Source organism: Archangium sp. (genome assembly GCF_045802675.1).
Lineage (GTDB): Bacteria > Myxococcota > Myxococcia > Myxococcales > Myxococcaceae > Archangium.
This window is the reverse complement of the sequence record NZ_JBJMQO010000105.1, coordinates 1-23,198: the sequence shown is the minus strand read 5'-3', so window position 1 is coordinate 23,198 and position 23,198 is coordinate 1. Positions and strand designations below refer to the sequence as shown.

The following is a 23,198-nucleotide window of genomic DNA, read 5'->3' as shown; positions in this document are numbered from 1 at the left end:
CATGCTCCTGCCGCGCCGGGTTATGAACCCGCTCACAGCGCACCGCATCGGCTGTTGGCACCCTGTCGCCAACCTGCTGGCCAATTCATGGCGAACGGCAGCGCGTTGCGAACGGAGACCAGCGTGTATTCGATGAAATCCATCCTGGGGGGGTTCATCCACATGGGGACCGGGGCCACACCGGACACACGAGCGGAGGCCCACCCGGAGCTGCTCCCGCGGGGGGAGATCCCGCAGCCCGTGCCGGCCGACGACTCCTACCACGTGCGGTTGCCCCTGCCAGGCCAGGGAACGGTGGCGTTCGAGCTCGGGAACTTCGGCTCCCAGCCTCCGGAGAGCTACCACCTCCGGCTGGTGGACGAGCAACGCGCGAAGGTGGCTGAGATCCTCGTGAAGGACACCTCTCTCACCGCGAAGCTGTTCGACGCGGACGGGCATGTGCGGAAGTCGGTGACGCGCGAGGTGCCGGCGGGCATGCACCTCATCCGCTTCGCCGCGACCAGCGCGTTCCTCTGGATTTCGGTGGACCGGGCGCACCGCACGCTCCGGGTCGGCCACGGCTACATGATGCGGCTCAACGAGCTGCTCGCCCTCCAGGCGGAGGCTCCGAAGGACACGTCGCCGGAGCGCGTGGGCAAGGTGTCCGCCGTCCTCCTCGAGGACACCGCGCGAGTCCTCTCCGCGCCGAAGGTGAACCGGATGCCCGTGGTGGTGGATGCCCCGCCGGTCATCCTCGACAGCCAGAGCATCTCGCTGGAGAACATCGCCCGCAACGAGGCCCTCTCCCCGGTCGTGTTGCCCGAGGAGGCGCAGCTCCTCCATGGCTCGGTGGCCGGCCGCAACATCGTGCTGAGCCCCGCTGACGCCGCGGCGATCAACTACTCGCTCGACACTCCGGGGAAGACGCTGCGCGAGAAGCTGGACAAGAAGCGCGAGGAGTTCGGCGATCCCGACATGGTCTACATCCGGGTCACCATCGGGCCCAATGAGGGCGACAGTCCGGGCTCGCCCTACGTGCTCGAAATCTGGCCGAGGGGGTGCCGCTCGCCCGTGCACAACCACGGTGGGACCGTGGCCGTCATCAAGGTGCTGCACGGGAGCATCCGGGTGCGCTGGTTCAATCCGCTGGCCGACGACAAGAATGGCACGCCGGTCTGCTTCGGTGAGCAGGTCTTCGACGAGGGCGGCATCACCTGGATTACCCCGGAGATGTACCAGACGCACCAGTTGGAGAACCCGCGCAACGACACCATGTGCGCCACCATCCAGAGCTACCGGTACCTGGACCGCGACGAGCTGCACTACGAGTTCTTCGACTGGCTCCCCCCGCCCGGCTCGGACAAGGGGGGGAAGTTGCAGCACTTCGATCCCGACAGCGACTTCGAATACCTCCAGTTGCTCGAGCTCGTTCGCGAGGAGTACGCGAACCGCCCTCGCTGACCGCCGCAATCCCATGCCACGGGGTGGACGACCGTCGCCCGCGGGAGACGGTGGGCCTCCGGCTCCGCACAGGAAACGCTCCGGCCCGGCTCGTGGCCGTGCCCTTGCACAGCGCCCCGTCGCACGAGGGAGGGCAACGAGGCCCTCCCGAAGGAGACGACGATGAAGCGCAGGGAGATGAACGAGAGGTTGGAGCGGCTGCTGGGACTGGAGGGCCTGTGGGTGAGCGACGCGAGCCTCGAACCCGAAGGACTGGTGGTCCGGGTCTTGGCACGCATGGTCGAGCCCCGGTGCACACTCTGCAATGACGTCCGGTCCTGGTATGGCAGGCATCCCATGCGCCGGTGGAGGCATGTCACACTGGAGCGCACGCCGGTGTGGCTGAGCTACGCGCCGCGCCGCACGAACTGCGCCATGCATCGCGTCCGCGTGCAGCCAGTTCCCTGGGCGGCGCCCCGTGCGCGCTTCACCACCGAGTTCGAGCAGATGGTTCCCTGGCTGTGCCGCCGCATCGGCGTTCCCGCCACCTGCCGGTTGATGCGCATTCCGTGGAGCACCGCCGAGCGTCTCCAGTGGTTGTGCGTCACGTCTCTGCCGGCCCTGAAGCGCCTCGAGGAGCGCTACCTCATCGGCGAGGACGCGCTGTCGCTCCGAAACCACGCGCAGGATCTGGCGGCGGTGCTGGAGTACCTCGGGAGGCCCCAGCCCGCCGTCATCGCGCTGCCCGCGCTGCCCGCACTGCCCGCGAGTGCCTGCTGAGCCCCACCGAGGACGACCAGGACAGTGGGCCCGTCGCTCGCCTGCCTGGCGCGCTGCTCCCCCAGGCCGGCCTTCTGATGGAGGGCATCAAGAAAGCTCGTGGGGGGAGCGCGTCCCCTCTCCTGGACAGGTGCGTGGGGAGGACGCAGCGCGTACGACTCGCGGCATGGACGCTTCCGATGGGCTGCCCACGCCGCGCAGATATTGGGCCATCGCCGCCATCGCGCTGGCCATCACCATGGCCGTGCTCGATGGGGCCATCGCCAACGTCGCGCTGCCTGCCATCGCCAGAGACCTGAACGCCTCGCCCGCCGCGTCGATCTGGATCGTCAACGCCTACCAGCTCGCCGTCGTCATCTCCATCCTCCCCTTCGCCTCGCTCGGAGACATCCTCGGCTACCGCCGCGTCTTCCAGGCCGGCCTCCTGGTGTTCACCCTCGCCTCGGTGGCCTGTGCAACCTCCCACTCGCTCGTGGGCCTGACGCTCGCCCGCGTCCTCCAGGGCTTCGGCGCGGCGGCCATCATGAGCGTCAACGCCGCCCTCGTGCGCTTCACCTATCCCCACCGGCTGCTCGGGCGGGCCATCGGCATCAACGCCCTGGTGGTCGCGGTCTCCTCCGCGATTGGCCCCTCGGTGGCCGCGGCCATCCTGGCGGCGGCGCCGTGGCCCTGGCTGTTCGCCGTCAACCTCCCCACGGGCACGCTCGCGTTGCTCCTCGCGAGCCGGGCGCTGCCGCACACCGAGCGCTCGCCCCACCCCTTCGACACGCCGAGCGCGCTGCTCAATGCCCTGGCCCTCGGGCTGTTCATCGTCGGCGCCGAGAGCCTCTCGGCCGGCTCGGCCCTGGGTTCCTTCGCGCTCGCCGGAGGCCTCGTCGCGGGCTTCGTGCTGGTGCGGCGGCAGCTCTCCCGGGCCTCGCCGCTCGTGCCGGTGGACCTGCTGCGCATCCCCGCCTTCGCCTTCTCCGTGGTGGCCTCGGTCTGCTCCTTCTCGGCGCAGATGCTCGCCTTCGTCTCCCTGCCCTTCTACTTCCAGGACGTCCTGGGGCGCGGTCAGGTGGAGACGGGGCTGTTGATGACGCCCTGGCCGGTGGCCGTCGCCGTGATGGCGCCCATCGCCGGGCGGCTGGCGGATCGCTTCTCGGCGGCCGTCCTGTGCGGCGTGGGCTCGGTGGTGCTGTCCATCGGGCTGGCCCTGCTCGCGCTCCTGCCGACGAGTGCGACGAGCGTCGCCCTCGGCTGCGTCATGGCGCTGTGTGGCGTGGGCTTCGGCTTCTTCCAGTCGCCCAACAACCGCGCGATGCTCGGCTCGGCGCCGAGGGCACGCAGCGGTGGCGCCGGGGGCATGCAGGCGACGGCGCGGCTCCTGGGGCAGACGTGTGGAGCCACCCTGGTCGCCTTCTCCTTCCGGGCCTCCGCGAGTCACGGGCCCACGCTGGCGCTGGGCCTCGGGGCGTGCTTCGCGGCCGCCTCCGCCGTGGTCAGCACCTTGCGCCACCACCGGCAGGTCGACGTCCAGGCACCGCGCCCCGGCTGAGCTCCGGCGGGCTCCGTGCGCGTCATCCCGCTTTCAATGGGGCCGCGCATCTCGGAAGGTCGGGTACACGCACCGTCTTCAGCGAGGAGGCCCGCGGTGGCCGACTGCCGGAAGGGCGGCCGGCCGCCACCGCTCCCGCCACACCGGGCCCGTAAGAGGGTCCACCACGGCACGGTCCCCGTGCTCGGGCCTTTCCCCCCGGCGGCGAAGTGTCTACCTTCCGCCACTGCCATGGACCGTCCCCTCCCCTCCCTGCGCGCGAGTCTGGACGACTTCCTCGCCGAGCTGGCCTCCCTCCAGTACCGCCACGCCGCCGGGCTCGCCCAGGAGCTTCCCCTGCGCGCGCTCTACGAGAACTCGCCGGAAATCGCCTCCCCCGAGGCCTTCGCCGCCGTCACCGAGACCATCCCCAAGGCCCAGGCCAAGGGCGACTCGCTCGGCGTGCGGCGCCTGAAGCTGCTGCGCGACTTCATCGCCACCCAGGTCGAGGAGGCCCTCGCCGCCCCCGACGCCGAGGCCGTGGCCCACCTCGAGGCCACCGCCCGCCTCTCCGTGGATGACCAGACGCTCTCCTTCGGCGAGGCGCTCGGCCAGCTGCCGCGCGAGCCCCAGCGTGGCCGGCGGGCCCTGCTCGAGAGCGCCACGGGCGGCTTCCTCTGGGACAACCGGGGCCGCTACGGCGCCCGCCGCGAGGCCTCCTTCCGCGTCACCGAAACGCTGCGCGCCGTGAGCTACACCGCCCTGCGCGAGGACGTCTCCGGCATCGAGCTCGCCACCCTGTCCGAGGCCGCCGCGCAGACGCTGCGCGCCACCGAGGACGCCTACCGGGACGTGCTCGGCTACGTGCTCAAGAAGGTGGAGCCCACGCTGCGGCCGGGGCCCTCGGGAAACGCGCGCCGGCACGACCTGCAGGCCGCCACCCAGGTGCCGTGGATGAGCGGCTTCTTCCGGCGCGAGGACGGGCTGCCCGCCGTCGTGCGGTGGCTCGGCGAGTGGGGCTTCCACCCGTCCGCCGAGGGCCGCATCCGCCTGGACGACGAGGAGCGGCCCGGCAAGGCCTCGCGCCCCATCACCGCCGCGGTGCGCGTGCCCGGCGAGGTGCGGCTCGTCTTCCAGCGGCGCGCGGGCATGGACGCCCTGGGCAGCCTCCTGCACGAGTACGGCCACGCCCTGCACCACGCCCACGTGCCGGAGCAGTTGCCCCTGGAGCTGCGCCGGCTCGGGGACGCCTCGGTGACGGAGGGCTTCGCCACGCTCCTCGAGCGGCTGCTCACGGACGAGGAGTGGCTCAAGCGCTACCTGCGGCTGCCGTCCGCCGCCGCGCGCGACGCCTCGCGCATGGCGGCCTTCCAGGGCCTCACCGTGCTGCGCCGGCACTGCGCGAAGCTCTCCTACGAGCTGTCCCTCCACGCGCGCGGGCCCTCGCCCGAGCGGGCCGACGAGTACGCGGATGGCCAGCGGCGCGCGCTCCTCGTCGAGCCGCACCCGGGCTTCTTCCTCTTCGACGTGGACCCGCAGCTGTACGTGACGCGCTACCTGCGCGGCTGGGCCCTGGAGGCGCGGTTGCTCTCGCGGCTCTCCGAGCGCTTCAACGCGGACTGGTGGCGCAACCCCACCGCGGGCCGCTGGCTCCAGGGCCTCTTCGCGCGGGGCGGCACCGACGACGCCGAGGCGCTCGCCCAGGAGATTTCGGCAAAAGGGCTGGCGCTCCCCGAGGCGGGTGAGCGCCTCGTGGCTCTGCTCAATCGCTGAGGCCGGGAGCGCCCGCCCGGGGGAGAGAAGGGAACCGCCGGGGGGCGGCTACTTCTTCTTGCGCAGGGCGCGGACGATCTTGTCCTTCGTCGCGTTGGCGCCGGTGGTGGCCGCCACCTTGGGCTTGTTGCTGGCCGACTTCGCCTGGCCGGTGCGCTCGCGCATGGCCTTCATCAGCTGCATCTCGATGAAGAGGAGCTCGTCACCGAGCGCCTCGTTGTTGCCCGCGGCACGAGGAAGGGGCGCGCTCTTACTGGCGGCCCCGGCGCCGTGGCGCATGCGCACCACCTTCTCCTCCTCGGACGTCAGGGTCTGCGTCTTCTCCAGCGCGGCCTTGATCTCCTTGGCCGTCACCGTCGTGCTACTGCCGACCTTGCGCTCCATCTCCGCTCCCTTGCTCGTAGGCGCCTGAACGTCCGTTCCTGTCGGACGCGTCCGGGCCGCAACCGTAGAGGATTCTAGGGAACGCAAGAGTGAGGTCAAATTTTCTTCCAACAGGCCGCTCCCGCCCTGTAGCGGCCTGCCTCACAGCCAACACCTGCCAGGTCAGTTCCCCTCGTCGTCCCCGGGCTCGTCAGCGGGGCCGGAGGCGGGCGTGGGGGTGGAGCCCTCGGGCTTGTTGCGGGGGATGCCGAAGCGATCCAGCGCGTCCGCGATGCCCTGCGGCTTGTCCGCGTCGGGGAGGAAGTCCGCCGGCGGCTGCAACTTGGGGTCCTGGCCGATTTCACTCAGGGCGGAGTCGAGCACCATGCGCAGCTCGGCGGCGCCCCCGGCGTCGTTGCCGGGCACGGTGATGCGCCCGTCCAGGCGCACCTTGAGGACGACGGAGGTGGTGGCGTCCACCAGCACCTCGCCGCTGAGCGACTTGGGGGTGCGGTGCTCGAAGAAGGCCAGACGGCGCTTCGTCGTCTCGTCCCGGCCGCCCTTGGGCTCGGAGAGGGCGGGCAGCGCCATGGGGGTGGTGCCGGTGTTGCCTTCCGGACCCAGGTCCACGCTGTAGCGCCAGGCGGTGCGGCCCTCGTAGGTGACGGTGCCCTGGGGCGCCAGGTGCAGCCGGGCCCGGAAGAGCGAGTCCACGTCGCGGATGGCGCCGGTGAGCTCGGCGCGGGTGCGCTCGGCGATGCCGCGGTCGCGCAGTCGCTGGCGGAACGTGCCGTAGCGGTTGCGGGCGTACACCTGGCCACCCACGCGCATGACCTCCAGGCCCTGGTCGCGACTGTTCTCCAGCACACCATGGAAGTCGCCGCTGACGCCGCCGGGGCCGGCGCGGAAGGTGCGCGTCTCGGTGAGCTTCACGGGGGCGGTGCCCGGGGCGCCGGCCCACTCGTAGGTGACGGTGGCCTTGTAGGAGTGCGGCCCGAGGCGCTCGGTGACCTCGGAGGCGTCCATGGAGAGGATGCGGCGCGCCACCCGGGGGCTGTCGGCCACGTCCTCGGGGGGTAGCTTCTCGGCGGCCGAGGCGACCACCTTGGGGGGGTCCTCGGGCGAGAAGATGCGAGCCTTGGCCGCCTTGTCGACGGGGTCCTGGCAGGCCACGGCGGCGAGCGCCAGGGCGGCGACGATGGCGGACTTCGGGAAACGGTTCACAACTCCTCCGGCTCCAATGCGGGGGTTGCCCAAATTACGGGGTGGGTGCTGGAGCGGCAAGGGACGGCTTTGCGCGGACCAATGTACGAGATAGAACGCCATCCATGCAGAACCTGCGTGACAAGCTCTTGAAGGCTGGCCTGGTCTCCGAGGACCAGGCCAAGAAGGTGGAGACCACCCCCGCCCAGAAGCCCGCCCGCCCTGCCTCCCCCCAGGCACCCCGGCGCGAGGGACCGCCGCCGCGCCGCGAGCGCGACGAGCGTGAAGCCCGTGACACCCGGGCCCGGGACGAGCGGCCGCCGCGTCGCGAGGGACCGGGCGCGGGCGGACGTCCGCAGGGGGGCCGTCCCCCGGGTGTGGGTGGCCGTCCCCCGGGTGCCGGTGGCCGTCCGCAGGGTGGGCGTCCGCAGGGCGGGCGTCCAGGCGGGGAGCCGTCGGGCGGCATCGTGCCCAAGCTGCCGCCGCTGCCGGGCTCGAAGGCGGCCCAGCGGATGGAGTCGAAGAAGCAGGTGGAGCAGGACCGGAAGCTGCGCGAGCTGGTGCTCGGCGGCCAGGTGCCGGTGGATGTGGGCGCCACGGTCTTCTACTTCATGACGCGCAAGGGGAAGCTGCGGCGCCTGGAGCTGACCGAGACGCAGGCCAAGCAGCTCGAGGAGGGCACGCTGGGCGTGGTGGAGCGTCCCGAGCCGGCGCAAATCGAGCACTCGCTGGTGCCGGCGGCGGTGGCGGAGCAGATGTTCGCCATCTCGAAGAAGTCGGTGCGCTTCCTCAACCGCACGGAGTCGCCCATTGGCTTCATGAGCGACGACCAGGTGAAGGAGCAGCAGGCGGCGGAGGCGCGAGGCGATGCGCCGGTGGACGAGGGCGACGACGAGCCCGCCGAGGGTGGCGAGGAGTCCGCTCCGGCCGAGGCCGCCGCCGAGGGCACGCCGGCCCCTGAGGGCACCGCGAGCCCCGAGGGCGGCACGGAGCCGACGCAGTCCTGACGCAGCACCCCCCAAAAGCGAGGGCCCGGGCTCCACGGAGGAACCCGGGCCCCGCGAGACTCACGAGTGAACCCGTCTACCGGGCGCGAGCGAAGTGCGCGGCGATGACGTTGGCCACGCAGCAGGTGAGGCGCTTGCCGGTGGGGATGTGGAGGTACTCGTTGGGCCCGTGGGCGTTGCTGTTGGGGCCGAGCACGCCGGTGATGAGGAACTGGGCCTGCGGGAAGCGCTTGCCCAGCATCTCCATGAACGGAATGGTGCCGCCCTCGCCCATGGCCATGAAGGGCTTGCCGAAGTAGGAGCGCGAGGCCTCGTGGGTGGCCTCCTCCAGCCACTTCTCGAGCGGCGGCGCGTCCCAGCCCGCGCTGGCCTTCTCACCCTCGAAGGTCACCTTCGCGCCGTAGGGAGGATCCGCCTCCAGGGTCTGCTTGAGGGCCTGGATGGCCACCTTGGGCTCCACGCGCGGAGGAATCCGCATGGACAGCTTCACCGAGGTGAAGGGGCGCAGCACGTTGCCCGCGCTGCCGAGGGCCGGCATGCCCTCCACGCCCGTGACGGAGAGCGCCGGGCGCCAGGTGCGGTTGAGGATCTGCTCCACCCGGTCCACCGTCACGGGGCGCGCGCCGGGCACCCAGGGGAACTTCGAGTACACCTCCTCGCCGAGCACCTCGGCGACGGCGGCGGCCTGGTCGCGGCGGGCCTGGGGGATGTGCACCTGCAGGCCCTCCACGCGGATGCGGCCGGTCTGCTCGTCCTCCACGCGCGAGAGGATCTGCCGGAGAATCCGGAACGACGAGGGCACGATGCCGCTGGCGTCACCCGAGTGCACGCCCTCGGAGAGGATGTCCACGCGCAGGTTGCCGGAGACGAGCCCGCGCAGCGAGGTGGTCATCCACAGCTGCTCGTAGTTGGCGCAGCCCGAGTCCAGGCACACCACCAGCGAGGCCTTGCCGATGCGCGGGGCCAGGTGCTCGATATAGGCCGGCAAGTCGTAGCTGCCGCTCTCCTCGCAGGCCTCGATGAGCACCACGCAGCGCGCGTGGGCAATGCCCTGCTCCTTGAGCAGGCGGATGGCGGCGAGCGAGCCGAACGCCGAGTAGCCGTCATCGGCGCCGCCGCGGCCGAAGAGCTTGTCGCCCTCGCGCACGGGCTCCCAGGGCGAGAGCCCCGCGCGCCAGCCGGTCATCTCGGGCTGCTTGTCCAGGTGGCCGTAGAGCACCACGGTGTCATCGCCGGTGCCCGGAATCTCCATGTAGATGACGGGGGTGCGCGGCTCGCCCTTCTCGTTCTTGAGCTGCACCACCTCCACCTTGAGGCCGGGGATGTGCTTCGCCTGGGACTCGCACCAGCCGGCGATGAGCTTCACCGCCTTGTCCATGTGCCCCTTGCTCACCCACTCCGGCTCGAAGGCGGGCGACTTGTTGGGGATGCGGATGTAGTCGTGGAGCTTCGGGAGGATCTCCTCCTCCCAGATGCGCTCGGACGAGGCGGTGGCGGTGGTGCTGTTCAGCCGGGGGCTGGTGGTCATGCGAAATGGCTCCGATTCGGAACGGGAGGCCCCCTTCCTCTACACCAACTCGGGGCCACATTGGACGGGCCCCGGCCATGACGCGAAGCGCCATCCCCACTCCCCGAGGTAGGCCGCTCGCCTGCCAACCCGGGAAGGTCTCCCGGAGGCTCACCCGGCCAGCGGCAGGGTGAAGAAGAAGGTGCTGCCCGCGCCCGGCTGGGTCTCCACCCAGAGCGAGCCGCCGTGCGCCTCGACGATGCTCTTGACGATGCTCAGCCCCAGGCCCGTGCCCCGCTCGTTGACGCTGGTGGCGCGCCAGAAGCGCTCGAAGAGGTGCGGCACGTCCTTGGGCGCGATGCCCGGCCCGTTGTCCTTCACCGACACGCGCACCATCCCATCCACCCGCCGGGCCCGCAGGGTGATGGTGCCATTGGCGGGGGTGAACTTGATGGCGTTGCCCACCAGGTTGGAGAGCACCTGGAGGATGCGCTCGCGGTCGGCGCGCACGCGGGGCAGCTCCGGCCCCACCTCCACCATCAGCGTCTGGTGCTTGTCCAGGGCGAGCGGCCGGAGCACCTCGAGCGTCGGCTGGACGAGCTCCTCCACCGTCCAGGGCTGGGGCGCCAGCGGCATGGGCATCCCCTGGTGGCGCGCCCGGTCGAGGATGCCGCCGATGAGGTCGCGCATCTGCTCGGCCGCCTGGAGGATGATCTCCACCTGGCGGCGGCCCTGGCGCCGGCGCTCGTCCCCGGGGGGCCGCGCGGCCTTGAGGAGCATCTCCGCGTTCATCCGCACCACGAGCAGCGGCGTCTTGATGTCGTGGGAGACGACCGCGAGCAGCTCCTCGCGCCAGCGCACCGCCTCCTGCGCCTGCTGGAAGAGCAGCGCGGCGTCCACCGCCGCGGCGATGCGCTGGGCGAGCGTCTCGAAGAGGGTGACCTCGGCGAGGCCATAGCGAGCCGGCCGGGCGGAGATGAGGCTCAGCACTCCGACCGCCCGGCCCCGCACGCGGATGAGCAGGCGGAGGTTGGCGGGAAAACCGCTCCACTCGCACTGCTCCACCGACCGGTGCTCGTCCGGCAGGTGATTGGCGCTCGCGGGGAAGGCCCCCCAGGGGTGGGACGCGAGGACCCGGGCCACGAAGGACTCACTGCCCGGAGGGTGGCCCAGCGGCTCCACGGCCATCATCGCGATGCGCTCGGCGCTGCCCAGGTCCTTCTGGAAGAGATCGATGGCGCAGCAGTCGGCCCACGCGGGCACCAGCAGGCGCGCGATGCCGGGCAGCGAGGCGCGGTAATCCAGCGAGCCGGCGAGGAGGGCGCTCGCCTCGGCCAGGAAGGCCTGGCGCCGGTGGGCCGCCTCCGCCTCGTGGCGCGCCTCCCGCTCGCGCCGCAGCAACTCCCGCTGGGCCCGCTCGAGCGCCTCCGCGCGCTCGCGCAGCCGCACCTCGCGGCGCAGGGCACAGTGCCGGTCCAGGGCCACCCCGAGCTGGTTCGTCACCGCGTCCAGGAAGGCGAGCCCCTCCTCGGCCAGTGTCCCTTTCGCCTCCACCTGGAGCGTCCCGAAGACGCGCCCCTTGGACACCAGCGGGAGGGAGATGAAGGTCGGCGCGGCACTCCCGGACTCCTCCGCGGGCTCCCCGTCCACCCGCTCCGCCAGCCCCACCACCGGCTCGCGGAGCTCCACCTCCTTCTCCCCGGCCAGCCAGCCATACCGGGAGACGGCCTGCTCGATGGCCCGGGGGATCCGCGCGGCCGTCACGTCCGCCGCGCGCCAGACGGTCAGGGCCGGATGCGCCCGGAGCGGCTCGCCGTCCGGGTCCACCCCCACCAACAGCAGCGCCGTGCGCAGGGGCAACACCTGGGTCGCCAGCTCCATCACCTCGGGGAAGGTGCGCTCCGTCCCCTCGAAGGCGGTGAGCCGCTTGCTGATTTCGTACAGATGGTCGAGGTGGCGCCAGGCATGCTCCAGCTCCCGGAAGATCCGGGGCGCTCCCTCGGGGGTAGGACGCCGCTCCGGCGAGCGGGCATCCATCGACAGGCTCCCTGGCTCCACGCGACGACCTCCTGAGCAAGGCCCCCTGGCGGCGGGCCCTATTTCCCGCGCCCCCGCTTGGAGGCCGGGCTGCGTTTCTTCCCGGGCTGCTTCCTGGAAGGTGGGGACGCGGCCCCCGGCGGGCTACCCGGCAACAGCAGCCCTCCCTCCCCGATGCTGAAGCGATGGGTGGCCCGGTCATGGATGCTGCCGCGCGTCTTCACCACCGTCAGCATGGGGACGAGCCGGCCCTCCTCCTGGGCGTAGCGGAACATGAGGATGTTGTCGGCCAGTGGAGACAGCCCGCGCTCGCTGATGGTGTCGGACAGGAAGAGCGAGCGCGACTCGAGCGTGAAGAGGCTCGTCACCCCCAGGCCGCGCAGGCGGATGACCAGCCCGTAGAGCAGCAGCCGCAGCTCCTCGGAGATCATCCCCCGGATTTCAATGTCGCTGGCGCTGTCGAGCACCACCCGGGAGGGCTGGAAGCTGGCGATCTTCTCCTCCACGATGCTCAGGAAGCGCGCCGCGTGAAGCTGCTCGCGCGGCAGGAAGAGGAACTCCACTGTCCCGGCCTCGAGCGCCTCGCGCAGCGGCAGCCCCAGCGCCTCGGCCCCCTGGAGGAACTGGGAGGGGCCCTCCTCCAGGCCGATGTAGAGCGCGCGCTCGCCCTGGCGCGCCGCCTCGAGCACGAACTGCAGGCCGAGCGTGCTCTTGCCCGTGCCGGGGCTGCCCGACACCAGCGTCACGCTGCCATCGAGCAGCCCGCCGCCCACCAGCACGTCGAGCCGTGGCACGCCGGAGGAGACCCGCCGCCGGGCAGGCGCGAGCGGAACGGTCTCCATCTGGGGCAGCTCCTCGTCGAGGCGCGGGAAGACGCGCACGCCCCCGCGGCCAATGGACATCGCGTGCCGGCCCCTGGCATGCCCGGTGTTGCGCAGCTTGTTCACCTCGATGTAGCGCTGGCGCTCCAGGCCCTCCTGCTCCCACGTGAGGAGGATGAGCCCGTCCATCACCGTCTCCTCCACGCCGAAGCGCGTGTGCGCCTCCGAGCCGGAGGGGACGTCGTTGGCGAAGAAGCCCACCGCCTCCTGGTTCTGCACGATGTTCGCCAGCCAGAACACCTTGTCGCGCACGGTGCGCTTGTCGTCGATCTTGTGGAGGAAGACCGACATCGAGTCGAGCACCACGCGCCGGGCCCCGAAGGACTCGACCTCCTGCTGCATCTCCAGCAGGTGCTTGTCCACCATGATGTCCGGCTGGGGGATGAAGACGATGCGCACCAGCCCCCGTTCGATCTCCCGGTCCAGCTCCCAGCCCAGCCCCCGAGCGGTGGAGCGCAGGCGCTCCTCGGTCTCCTCGAAGGTGAAGTAGAGGCCCTTCTCCCCCTGGTCCCGGGCCCCCCGGTAGAGGAACTCCAGCCCCAACAGCGTCTTGCCGGCGCCCGACACGCCCGAAAGGATGACGCTCGAGCCGTAGGGGATGCCCTCGCCCAGGAGATCATCGAGCCGGGAGACGCCCGTCCTCAGGCGGCCGGCCTCCACCGGGCGCTGCCCGGCGATGCGCTTGCGCCGCAGGGTGACGCTGGGCGCGTAGACCTCGATGCCCGCCTCGGTGACGATGAACGGGTGCTCGTCGCGGCTGTGCCCGGTGCCGCGCATCTTGACGACCTGCAGCAGCCGCTGCTGCTCCCCGGACTGCTGGCGCTGCTTGAGCGTGATGATGCCATCGATGGCGGAGAAGGCCGGGTGCTCGAACTGCTCGGGGTGGTACTCCCCGAGCAGGAAGGTGGTGCACTCCCAGGCCATCAGCCGGACGGTGAGCTCGTAGGTGAACTTGCGCAGCTCCTCGGCGGACTTGGCCAGGTCGTCGAAGACCTTGTAGCTGTCGATGACCACCATCGACGGCTTGAACTGCTTGAGCTGCTCCATCACCAGGTTGGTCGTCAGCTCCAGGCCCTTGGTCCGGAGGATGACGCCCAGGTCGACGAAGCGGATGCGCTCCTCGATCAGCTTGGGGTCGAAGAAGGAGAAGGGCCGCAGGTAGAGCAGCGTCTTCGCGGTCGGCTCGGAGAGGGTGTTGAAGTAGAGGATCCGCCCCGCCTGGTTGGCGTGGTGGAAGCACATCTGCTGGGTGAAGATGGTCTTTCCCGAGCCCGGAGGACCGGCGATGACCGACGTCACCCCCTTGGGCAGACCTCCCTCGAAGATGGCATCCAGGTTGGGGATGCCCGTCTCCAGCCGGGGGATTGGCTGATGTTCGCCTGTGCCGCTCATGCCTTGTTACCCTTCTCATCCGCCGTGCGGACCTGGACCTTGCGCAGCTCCGCATGGAGGCCCGGCGTGAGGATTTCTCCGGTGAGAGCCCCGAACACCCGCAGCAGTTCGACCACCAGGAACGTGAGCGATTCCTCGAGCAGCACCTTGTCGAGCGCGGACGACACCTGACGCAGCTCCCCGAACTGCACGCCGCTCGTCTCCACCTTGAGCGCCGCCAGATGCGGGTACTGCTCCGTGCCCTGGTGGAGCACCCGATCCACGATGGCCATCAGGGAGACCTCGCCCAGGCTCAGGTGGGCCCGGCGCCAGAGCGCATCCAGGGTCCGCTCGTAGACGTCGACCAGCTCGTGTTGAGGCAGGCGCCCCGCCCAGCCGTCCCGCCAGGTCATCACGGCCTCGCTGTGAACGTTCCGCTCAGCCATTTCGCTGAAAAGCCCTCGGTCTTTGCGGGGGGGGGGGGGTTACCCCACGGGCACCTTTAGCAGAGAGACCGGGGCAGTCCACTCCCGGCCGGTTGTACTGCGGGCCATGTTCCCGACAGCCGACGAAGGGAGGAGCCGCATGTGCGGTACCGGGCACTCCCCTCGTTCGAGCTCCAAGCGGATGGCGGCGCGCGTCAGCTGAAGGCGTCGTAGCCGGTGATGGCCTTGCCGAGCACGAGCGTGTGCACCTCGTGGGTGCCCTCGTAGGTGAAGACGCTCTCCAGGTTGAGCATGTGGCGGATGGGCGGGTAGGCGTCGGTGATGCCGTTGGCGCCGTAGATGCTCCGGGCCACGCGGGCGATCTCCAGCGCGGCCTTCACGTTGTTGCGCTTGGCCAGGCTCACCATGACGGGCGTGGCCTTGCCCTCGTCCTTGAGGCGCGCCAGCCGCAGCGACAAGAGCTGCGCCTTCACAATCTCTTGCAGCATGTCCGCCAGCTTCTCCTGCGTGAGCTGGTAGCCGGCGATGGGCTTGTCGAACTGGCCACGGGACATCGAATACTCGCGAGCGCCCTCGAAGCACGCGATGGCGGCGCCGGTGACGGCGAAGGCGATGCTCATGCGCGCGTTGTTGAGACAGGACAGGGGCCCGCGCAGGCCCGTCACGCCGGGCAGTACGTTGGCGTCCGGCACGCGCACGTCCTGGAAGGACAGCTCGCTGGTGGTGGAGGCGCGCAGGGAGAACTTCCCCGGAATCTCCCGGGCGGTGAAGCCCGGCATCCCCTTCTCCACGAGGAAGCCGCGGATGGACTCGGGGCCGCCCTCGTCCGTCTTGGCCCACACCACGGCCACGTGGGCGAGGGTGCCGTTGGTAATCCACATCTTCGAGCCGTTGAGCACCCACGCGTCGCCCTCGCGGCGGGCGCGGGTGCGCATGCCGCCGGGGTTGGAGCCGAAGTCCGCCTCGGTGAGGCCGAAGCAGCCGATGAGCTCGCCCCGGGCCATGGCGGGCAGGAAGCGCTGCTTCTGCTCCTCGCTGCCGTAGGCGTGGATGGGGAACATGCTCAGCGAGCCCTGCACGGACGCGAAGGAGCGCAGCCCCGAGTCCCCGCGCTCGAGCTCCTGGAGGCACAGGCCGTAGCTGACGGCGTTCATCCCCGCGCAGCCGTAGCCCTGGAGGTTGGCGCCGAGCACGCCCATCTCCCCGAGGCGCGGGATGAGGTGGGCGGGGAAGGTGCCGTCGCGGAAGTGCTGGCCGATGATGGGGAGCACCTCGGAGTCGACGAAGCGGGCGACGGTGTCGCGGGCGGCCTTCTCCTCGTCGGAGAGCAGCTCGTCGATGCGGAAGAGGTCGGTGATGTCCGCGCGCGGCATGGGAGGTTTCCTCCAGGGGAGTGAGCGCGGGGCTTGTATCACCCGGCGGGCCAGCCGAACGAGACCCGGGTATGGTCCGGGGCCATGACGACGACCCAGAAGACGGCGGTGGTGACGGGCGCGAGCCGCGGTATCGGCCGGGCCCTGGTGCAGGCCTTCGTGAAGGAGGGCTACGAGGTATGGGCGCTGGCGCGGGCGGCGGACGCGCTCGAGTCCCTGGCGCGCGAGTCGGGCGGAAAGGTGCACCCGCTCGCCATCGACGTGGCGGACGAGGCGGCGGTGCTCGAGGCGACGAAGAAGATTCTCCAGGCGGGGACGCCGCGGGTGCTGGTGAACAACGCGGGGATCACGGTGTCGGCGCCGCTCAACAAGACGAGCACGCAGGACTTCCACAAGGTGATGGCGGTGAACGTGACGGCGCCGTTCCTCTTCAGCCGCGAGCTGATTCCGGCGATGGCGGCGGCGGGCGGGGGCCGGGTCATCAACATCGGGAGCATCGCGGCGACGCGGGGAATCAAATACACGTCGGCCTACTGCGCCTCGAAGCACGCCCTCATGGGGCTCACGCGCTCGCTGGCGTCCGAGTGGGCGCGCAAGAACGTGACGGTGAACATCGTGAACCCGGGCTGGGTGGAGACGGACATGTTCTCCAACGCGAAGGCGGCCATCTCGAAGACGACGGGCCGCTCGGAGCAGGAGGCGCACGCGGCGCTGGCGAACATGAACGCCCTGGGCCGCGTCATCCAGCCCGAGGAGGTCGCGGCGCTGTGCCTCTTCCTGGCCTCGGACGCGGCGGCCAGCATCACCGGCTCCTCGTACAACATCGACGGCGGCGAGGCGGGGTGAAGCACCTACGAGCCTGGGGGCGGGCTGTCGAGGCCCCTGAGCTGCTCCTCGGCCATCTCGCGGTACAGCGGCACGACCTCCACGGCCAGCACGTCGCGCATCTGCTGGCGTGCCCCGTCGACGTCGCCCGCGTCCCGGAGGCTCGTCATCCGGTACATGGAGCGTAGGAAGCGACGCTCAGCCTTTTGGAAGCGAGAGAGGATCATCCCCATGAGTGCTTTAGCGCCTTCGGGGCTCTTGAGGGCTTCTTCCGCCTCGGCCTCGCTGACGGCTGCCGTGGGAGCGGTCCGGCGCATAAGGGCGCGCAAGTCATCGGTGAGTTCCAGGGCGTGTCCCTGCTCGATGCGCTGCATGAGCACGGCGAGTTGGTCTCGGTCGTGCAAGTCCGGATTGAGCCGCCCGGTTGCGCGCACCTCCGCGAGCCCGGCCAACCTCTTGAGGGTTCTTTCGGCTTGCTCCCGGTAGAGGGGAACGACCTCCACGGCCAACACGTCGCGCATGACTTGCTGTGCCCCCTCGAGGTCCCCTTTCCGCTGGAGTTCATCCACCCGGTCTTCAGCCTTGCCGAGTCGATTCGATCCATCCCGGATGCGTTGGCGAATCTCCCTTAGCAGGGTCGTTGCGGTGGGCAGACCGCGCAGAGCATCTTCCGCGTCCTGCTCGCTGATGGCCACCTCTCGGGCGCTTTTGAGCAGCAGAGCCCGGGTATCTCCCGAGAGCTCCAGCGACTCGCTACGTTCCAGTACCCTGTGAGCCAAATCCCGAATGCGGTCCCAGTTGATTTCGTCGGACACGGATTCTCACCTTACTCACGGGGTTTGCACATATCACGGGGCCATTCATGCTGCCCTTCGCAACGGCGTAGGCAGTCGTGACAATTGCCTGTCCATTTACGATCCTGGCACCTGTTGTACTTGCGAATGCAATCCTGTTTCCACTCGGGCAGAGAATCGTTGTTGGAGTAGTCGTCATCGTCGGCATCGGAGTCAGCGCGCACGGATTTTAGCGCCTGCTCCACTTCCGAGGGGGAAGCGCCACAGGCCCCTACCGGGTCGTAGGGGTGTTTCTTGATACAGCACGTCATCGTGGAGTCTCCCGGTTGGCAGTCCACCGGGCCCAGTGCAGCAGTCCCAGCCGAGCAACCCGACGCGAGCACCCCCCACACCACAGCCCCGATGCGAAAAGAGCAGATCATGTTTTTCATGCCTACCATGCCCACAATGTCCGGTGAGCCGACCCACCGGGACCCCTGCCCGAACGCCCCTGCCGGTCGGTTCACCGCGGATGCGTGTCCCGTGTAGCCTTGGGGTTCTCACGGGTCTTGGAGCACCGTGCCCGCCCCCGGCGGCGTGTCCCAGGAGCCTCGCTCGCACTGGAGCAGACGCTCGAAGACAGCGAGGGCCTGGGGGGACTCCGACGCGCGGAGCGTCTCCTGTAGGCCGATGTTGAGCAGCTCCATGTAGAGGCGCTCGGCGAAGGCCGCGCTCTCCTCCGTCTCCAGCTTCATGCTCTTGAAGTTGTCGCTCAGGGACAGCTCGGGACGCAGTCCCAGCTTGCGCACGAGCGATTCCACGACATAGCGCTGCTCCGGGCGCCCGGTGCGCATCACCTCCTGGATGGAGGTGGTGACGACGCGGCGCCTGTGCTGCCACCTGGCGCGCCGTTGCAACCAGGCCTCGGACGTGGAGATGGGCAGGTCCGTGCTCTCGTCATCCACCTTGGCGAACGCATGGGCCTCCGCGTAGCTCACCCGCCCATCCCCGTCGTGGTCGGCCGAGGCCACCGCCTTGCCCGTACGGCCAAGCCCACTGAGCCCCGCGAAGAAGCTGGAGCTGTAATCCTTGTAGTCCGCCTCATCCACCTCCGGGGTACAGCCGACGGAGGGCAGGTACTCCACGGTGGCGAAGAAACCACAGCGGGGCTGGGCCACCACCGGCCGCTTGGGATTGGCGTCCTGGTAGATGAAGTTGGCGAACGAGCCGGCATAACACTGGGACATCACCGTGATGACCGGAGTGGTGCTCGGCAGCTTGTTGAGGAACAACCCGAACGCCCGCACCGTCAGCGAGTCCCCCTCCCAGAGCGCCAGATGGTTGTTGTTGCGGTGCCGGCTGTTCAATCCCCCGTGCCCCGTGAAGTAGATGAAGACCGGCTGCTGGGGTGAGTCCCGGGCGCTCCGCTCCACCCACTCCAGGAAGTGCTCCAGGGTCGCCGGTCCCGTCAGGTGGGGAATCTCCGGGGCCTTGAACAGGTCCCGCTTGCTCTTGCCTTCAGCGCGGTAGCGCACCGTGGCCTGCCCATCATTCCCATTGGCGAAATAGACGGTGGCGGAGGCGGGCGCGAGTCCGCGCGCCTCGAGGGCCCGCTGGAAGTACCGGACATTCTTCTCCAGGGCGATCTCATTGCTGGCGGGCTCGCCCCCACCGCCCAGCACCAGGAGGTTGGAGGCGCGAGGCGGGGCGGAGAGGGGCACGACGGGAGATACGGGCTCGGGCTCCCCGGCCGCCTCGGCCTCCTCCTCGTCCGCGAGCGAAGGCACGGGCCACGCCGCGGCGTCGTCCGTGTCCGCGGAGACGGGAGCCCGCGCGCACCCCCACACGCCCCACCACAGCATCACCACTCCACTCGAGAGCCTCGCTGCCCGCATCATGGCCGGGAGTCTATCGCAGGGCCCGTTCCCCCCTCGCGCCGCCCGGGCCCGCCCCTGCTTCACGTCTCCTCCAGGACGGTCCCCGCGGCGGGGGCGTGCCCCTGTGAGGCCCGGAGCCCCTCGCGCACCCACCGGGCCAGCTCCGGCGGGCCTGCCTCGGGACGCGCGCGCCGCAGCGGAGAGAGCATCCGGCGCAGCTCCCCCGCCGAGCCCGGCCTGTCCCCCGGCCGCCGCGCGAGACAGGCCCGGAGCACCGGACGCACGTCCTCGTCCACGTCCACGTCCGCGAGCGCCCCCACGTCCGCCTCGCGGATGCGCTCCATCGTCTCGAGGGGCGTCTCCCCGTCGAAGGGCCGGCGCCCGGTGAGCAGCTCGTGCAGCGTGGTGCCCAGGGAGAACAAGTCACTGGCGGGGCCGAGCGCGCCGCCGCGCACCTGCTCGGGAGACATGTACGCGTACGTGCCCTTGCGCACCCCGGAGCGCGTCTGCTCCCGCAGCAGCGTGGCCTTGGCGATGCCGAAGTCCGCCAGCTTCACCTCGCCCAGCCGCGACAGCAGCACGTTGGAGGGCGTCACGTCCCGGTGCACCAGCCCGAGTGGCCGGCCCGACTCGTCCTCCAGCCCGTGCACCGCGCCGAGCGCCAGCGCGAGCTCGTCCGCCACGAAGAGCGCCAGCGCCGTCCCGGGCCCGCCTCGCGCCAGGAGCGTGGCCAGGTCCGCGCCCTCCACGTAGTCCAGCCGCACGTAGTACGCGCCGTCCGCGCTCCCCAGGTCGTGCACCCCCACGAGGTTGCGGTGGCTCAGCCTCGCCCCCAGCCGGCCCTCCTCGAGGAACATGCGCTCATACGTGGGATTCCCCTGGTGCTCGGGGCGCAGCACCTTGAGCACCACGCGCTTCTCGAAGCCGCTGGCGCCGAAGGCCAGCGCGAGGAACACCTCGGCCATGCCTCCCGCACCAAGCCGGCGCACGAGGCGGTACGGACCGAGCTGTCGCGGCAACTCCCTCACCCGCCCGAGCCTACCCCGCCCCGCGTCCCGGCCCCTTCCCCCCTGGAGAAATTTCAGGCTTCACAAGGAATACCATTTTTATCATTTTTTATGAGACAACGGGTTTCACGAACCCTCCTCACTAGGAGCAGGGCGACCTTTCGAAGGAGCAACGACATGCGATCCAAGTTCAGCGGTAGCGGTTACGCGCGGGCCCTGGCCCTGGCGGCCTTCACGTGGGCCGTGGGCGGCTGTGAGCCGGTGCGTCCGGAGTACGTGGGCAACGACGTGGACGTGCCGGGCAACCTCGAGTCGGGCATCAGCGTCGCGACGGGCACGGTGGGAGGCAAGACTGTCTGGGCCCACTTCAACAACCCGCCCGCGTTCGGCGGCACGGACCAGACCATCACCAACGAGGTGCAGCGCCTCATCGACAACACGCCCGCGGGCGCCACCATCCGCGCGGCCATCCACTCCATCAGCCACAACGGCATCGCCACCTCGCTCGTGGCGGCGCAGAACCGCGGCGTCACCGTGTACGTCGTCATGGACGCGAAGAACGCGACCACCGGCTACGCGGCCGTGACGACCCTCAAGCAGCTCGCCAACTACAAGTTCTGCACCAACGCGAGCGGCGGTGGCGGCTGCATCAGCACCACGGCCGCGAGCAACATGCACACCAAGCTGTTCACGTTCAGCCAGACCAGGGACCCCAACGGCGTGCTTCAGCCGTACGTGTCCTGGTTCGGCTCGGCGAACCTCACGGGCGCGAGCGGCACGGAGGCCTTCAACAACGCCATCACCGTGTACAACGCCACCACCCTGTACGACGGGCTGAACGCCAACTTCACGGACATGTGGAACCGGAACCACTACGCCAACAATGACTATTACGACTCGGCGAGCGGCCGCGGCTACTACCTGACCAACCCGGCCGATGCCTACTCGTCGCCCGAGGCCGCCGGACAGACGGACACCATCGTCACCCGCCTGAACGACGTCACCCCCGACACCAGCTGCCGCGTGCGCATCGGCATGGCGTTCGTCACCACGGGCCGCCCCGAGCTGCTGGCGCAAATCAAGAGCATGAAGGCCGGCGGCTGCGCCGTGTGGATGGTGGTGAGCGGGGATTCGACCAACGGCATCGACATGTCGCAGAGCGTCTACAACGACCTGCTCGACGCGGGCGTGGCCATCCACCGCAAGGACAAGGTCCACGACAAGTTCTTCCTCATCTACGGCAAGTACGGCACCACGTATAACTACCGGGTGTACACCGGCTCGCAGAACTGGTCGCAGGACGCGCTGAGCGAGAACGAGGAGCTCTTCGTGAAGATGGCGCCCGAGTCCGGCACGGTGCACCCCCTCTACGACGCGTACTACACGCACTTCAACGACGCCTATAACAACGGCGTGGCGTGCACCAAGGCCAACTGGCCCTGCCGGTAGGGGTAGACTGGGACGGCCGTGTCCAAGACCGTCCTCATCACCCAGCAGGACTCCTCGGGAAGCACCCCGCCCCGGCGCTGCCAGCTCGTCGTCCTCGACGGGCCGGACGCCGGGCGCGCGGTGGCGCTGGGAGAGGAGCCGGTGCGGGTGGGCACGCGCGAGGGCTGCGGGCTGCGGCTGAGCGACCCGCGCGTCTCGGGCGAGCACCTGGAAGTGCAGGCGGAGGGCACGGGCTTCCGGGTGAAGGACCTGGGCAGCCGCAACGGGACGCTCTACGAGGGCTCGCGGATGGGCGAGGCGCGGGTGCGCGCGGGAGCCACCTTCAAGGTGGGGCGGAGCTTCCTGCGCATCCAGGCCGAGGGCCAGCCGTGGGAGGTGGCCCCGAGCCAGGCGAGGCGCTTCGGAGAGCTGGTGGGCGAGAGCCTGGCGATGCGCGAGCTGTTCGCGGTGCTCGAGCACGTGGCGCCCTCGGATGCGACGGTGCTGCTGCAGGGGGAGACGGGGACGGGCAAGGAGGTGGTGGCGCGCGCCGTCCACGAGGCGAGCCCGCGGCGCAAGGGGCCCTTCGTGGCGGTGGACTGCGGCGCGCTGCCGGAGGGGTTGGTGGAGAGCGAGCTCTTCGGCCACGTGCGCGGGGCCTTCACGGGAGCGCTGGCGGCACGCTCGGGCGCCTTCGTGAGGGCGAACGGGGGCACGCTCTTCCTGGACGAGCTGGCGGGGATTCCGCCGTCGGTGCAGGCGCGGCTGCTGCGCGTGCTGGAGGAGCGCCGGGTGCGCCCGGTGGGAGGAGACGCCGAGCAGGCGGTGGACGTGCGGGTGGTGGCGGCCTCGCGGGTGGACCTCTCGCTGGCGGTGGCCGAGGGCACGTTCCGGCCGGACCTCTACTACCGGCTGGCGGTGGTGACGCTGCCCCTGCCCCCGCTGCGCCAGCGCCGGGAGGATTTGCCTCTGCTGGTGGCGGAGCTGCTGCGCCGCAGGGGCTACGAGCCCGGAGCCATCCGGGGCGCGGGACTCGAATTGCTCTCGGGACATGACTGGCCGGGCAACGTGCGCGAGCTGCGCAACGTGCTGGAGCGGGCGCTGGTGCTCTCGCCGAGGGCGCACGGCTTCGAGGAGCTGCGTCTGTCATTGCAGCCACACGGCTCGGCGCCGGAGGTGCCGCTGCGCACGGACCTGCCCTTCGCGGAGGCGAAGCAGGCGGTGGTGGACGCCTTCGAGCGGCACTACCTGCGCGACGTGCTGGCGCGAGCGGGAGGAAACCTCTCGGAGGCGGCGCGCCAGTCCGGAGTGGACCGGAAGCACCTGCGCGCCCTGGCCCGGCGCCACGGATTGCTTCCCGAGGAACCCGAATGAAGTATCGAACTCCATCTCAACTGTCGGAATGACTGTGCACACCTTCACCTGGAGGATGGGACGCGCGGGCTACGGCATATAGGGGTAACGCGCGAGGATTCGCCCCTCCGGGGATACGGCATACAGCTCGAACCAATCGAATTCGAGATTGAAGTCGGGGGACCATCCGCACCTGTCTGCGCGCCTGAGCGAACCGCTCCATCAATGGCATCAACTGGTCCTCAGGCATCATCGGAAT

General features: G+C 70.2%; 18 protein-coding genes. 8 read left to right on the top strand and 10 right to left on the bottom strand.

The window, feature by feature from the left end:
- Positions 1-132 precede the first annotated feature (132 nt).
- The 4 genes from ACJ8AN_RS29875 (at position 133) to ACJ8AN_RS29860 (ending at position 5,488) form a co-directional block, all read left to right on the top strand.
- Entirely contained in the window at positions 133-1,440 is a 1,308-nt protein-coding gene (locus ACJ8AN_RS29875) for a hypothetical protein (protein ID WP_407758918.1), read from the top strand.
- 162 nt (positions 1,441-1,602) lie between these two features.
- The gene (locus ACJ8AN_RS29870) at positions 1,603-2,199 is read left to right on the top strand and encodes a helix-turn-helix domain-containing protein (RefSeq protein ID WP_407758917.1); all 597 of its coding nucleotides are present in this window, start codon (positions 1,603-1,605) and stop codon (positions 2,197-2,199) included.
- Positions 2,200-2,365: 166 nt separating this feature from the next.
- Positions 2,366-3,736: an MFS transporter gene (locus ACJ8AN_RS29865; protein ID WP_407758916.1), complete on the top strand. Its 1,371-nt coding sequence runs from the start codon at positions 2,366-2,368 to the stop codon at positions 3,734-3,736.
- 231 nt (positions 3,737-3,967) lie between these two features.
- Positions 3,968-5,488: a peptidase M3 gene (locus tag ACJ8AN_RS29860; protein ID WP_407758915.1), complete on the top strand. Its 1,521-nt coding sequence runs from the start codon at positions 3,968-3,970 to the stop codon at positions 5,486-5,488.
- 48 nt (positions 5,489-5,536) lie between these two features.
- On the opposite strand, the gene ACJ8AN_RS29855 is transcribed toward ACJ8AN_RS29860, so the two are convergent.
- Positions 5,537-5,872, bottom strand: a complete 336-nt coding sequence (locus ACJ8AN_RS29855) for a hypothetical protein (RefSeq protein WP_407758914.1) — start codon at positions 5,870-5,872, stop codon at positions 5,537-5,539.
- A 162-nt stretch (positions 5,873-6,034) separates the two neighbouring features.
- Positions 6,035-7,075 carry a hypothetical protein gene (locus ACJ8AN_RS29850; protein ID WP_407758913.1) on the bottom strand — a complete coding sequence of 347 codons (1,041 nt, stop codon included), beginning with the start codon at positions 7,073-7,075 and terminating at the stop codon, positions 6,035-6,037.
- A 104-nt stretch (positions 7,076-7,179) separates the two neighbouring features.
- On the opposite strand from ACJ8AN_RS29850, the gene ACJ8AN_RS29845 reads away from it, so the two are divergent.
- A complete protein-coding gene (locus ACJ8AN_RS29845) occupies positions 7,180-8,061 on the top strand; it encodes a DUF2058 family protein (RefSeq protein WP_407758912.1) in 882 nt (293 codons plus the stop codon).
- A 76-nt stretch (positions 8,062-8,137) separates the two neighbouring features.
- On the opposite strand, the gene ACJ8AN_RS29840 is transcribed toward ACJ8AN_RS29845, so the two are convergent.
- The 5 genes from ACJ8AN_RS29840 to ACJ8AN_RS29820 all read right to left on the bottom strand — a co-directional run bounded on the left by ACJ8AN_RS29840 (position 8,138) and on the right by ACJ8AN_RS29820 (position 15,676).
- Positions 8,138-9,589, bottom strand: coding sequence for a M20 family metallopeptidase (locus tag ACJ8AN_RS29840; RefSeq protein WP_407758911.1), 1,452 nt, complete (start codon positions 9,587-9,589; stop codon positions 8,138-8,140).
- A gap of 150 nt (positions 9,590-9,739) precedes the next feature.
- Positions 9,740-11,626, bottom strand: a complete 1,887-nt coding sequence (locus ACJ8AN_RS29835) for an ATP-binding protein (RefSeq protein WP_407758910.1) — start codon at positions 11,624-11,626, stop codon at positions 9,740-9,742.
- Between the two features lie 38 nt (positions 11,627-11,664).
- Positions 11,665-13,878 (bottom strand): ATPase domain-containing protein, encoded by a 2,214-nt coding sequence (locus ACJ8AN_RS29830; protein WP_407758909.1) that lies wholly within the window; start codon positions 13,876-13,878, stop codon positions 11,665-11,667.
- Complete coding sequence (locus ACJ8AN_RS29825) at positions 13,875-14,270, bottom strand: hypothetical protein (RefSeq protein ID WP_407758908.1); 396 nt, start codon at positions 14,268-14,270, stop codon at positions 13,875-13,877. The genes ACJ8AN_RS29830 and ACJ8AN_RS29825 overlap by 4 nt, the downstream gene beginning before the upstream one ends.
- Positions 14,271-14,497: 227 nt before the next feature.
- Positions 14,498-15,676: an acyl-CoA dehydrogenase family protein gene (locus ACJ8AN_RS29820; protein ID WP_407758907.1), complete on the bottom strand. Its 1,179-nt coding sequence runs from the start codon at positions 15,674-15,676 to the stop codon at positions 14,498-14,500.
- An 84-nt stretch (positions 15,677-15,760) separates the two neighbouring features.
- On the opposite strand from ACJ8AN_RS29820, the gene ACJ8AN_RS29815 reads away from it, so the two are divergent.
- Positions 15,761-16,522, top strand: coding sequence for an SDR family NAD(P)-dependent oxidoreductase (locus tag ACJ8AN_RS29815; protein ID WP_407758906.1), 762 nt, complete (start codon positions 15,761-15,763; stop codon positions 16,520-16,522).
- Between the two features lie 5 nt (positions 16,523-16,527).
- Here ACJ8AN_RS29815 and ACJ8AN_RS29810 read toward each other — a convergent pair whose 3' ends face one another.
- From ACJ8AN_RS29810 to ACJ8AN_RS29800, 3 genes are all read right to left on the bottom strand, one after another.
- Entirely contained in the window at positions 16,528-17,316 is a 789-nt protein-coding gene (locus ACJ8AN_RS29810) for a DUSAM domain-containing protein (RefSeq protein WP_407758905.1), read from the bottom strand.
- A gap of 518 nt (positions 17,317-17,834) precedes the next feature.
- Positions 17,835-19,172: a Caspase domain-containing protein gene (locus ACJ8AN_RS29805; RefSeq protein ID WP_407758904.1), complete on the bottom strand. Its 1,338-nt coding sequence runs from the start codon at positions 19,170-19,172 to the stop codon at positions 17,835-17,837.
- A gap of 59 nt (positions 19,173-19,231) precedes the next feature.
- Positions 19,232-20,140 (bottom strand): serine/threonine-protein kinase, encoded by a 909-nt coding sequence (locus ACJ8AN_RS29800; protein ID WP_407758933.1) that lies wholly within the window; start codon positions 20,138-20,140, stop codon positions 19,232-19,234.
- Between the two features lie 195 nt (positions 20,141-20,335).
- Here ACJ8AN_RS29800 and ACJ8AN_RS29795 point away from each other — a divergent pair, with 195 nt between their 5' ends.
- The gene (locus tag ACJ8AN_RS29795; protein WP_407758903.1) at positions 20,336-21,607 is read left to right on the top strand and encodes a phospholipase D-like domain-containing protein; all 1,272 of its coding nucleotides are present in this window, start codon (positions 20,336-20,338) and stop codon (positions 21,605-21,607) included.
- An 18-nt stretch (positions 21,608-21,625) separates the two neighbouring features.
- A complete protein-coding gene (locus ACJ8AN_RS29790) occupies positions 21,626-22,960 on the top strand; it encodes a sigma 54-interacting transcriptional regulator (protein WP_407758902.1) in 1,335 nt (444 codons plus the stop codon).
- Positions 22,961-23,198: the final 238 nt, after the last annotated feature.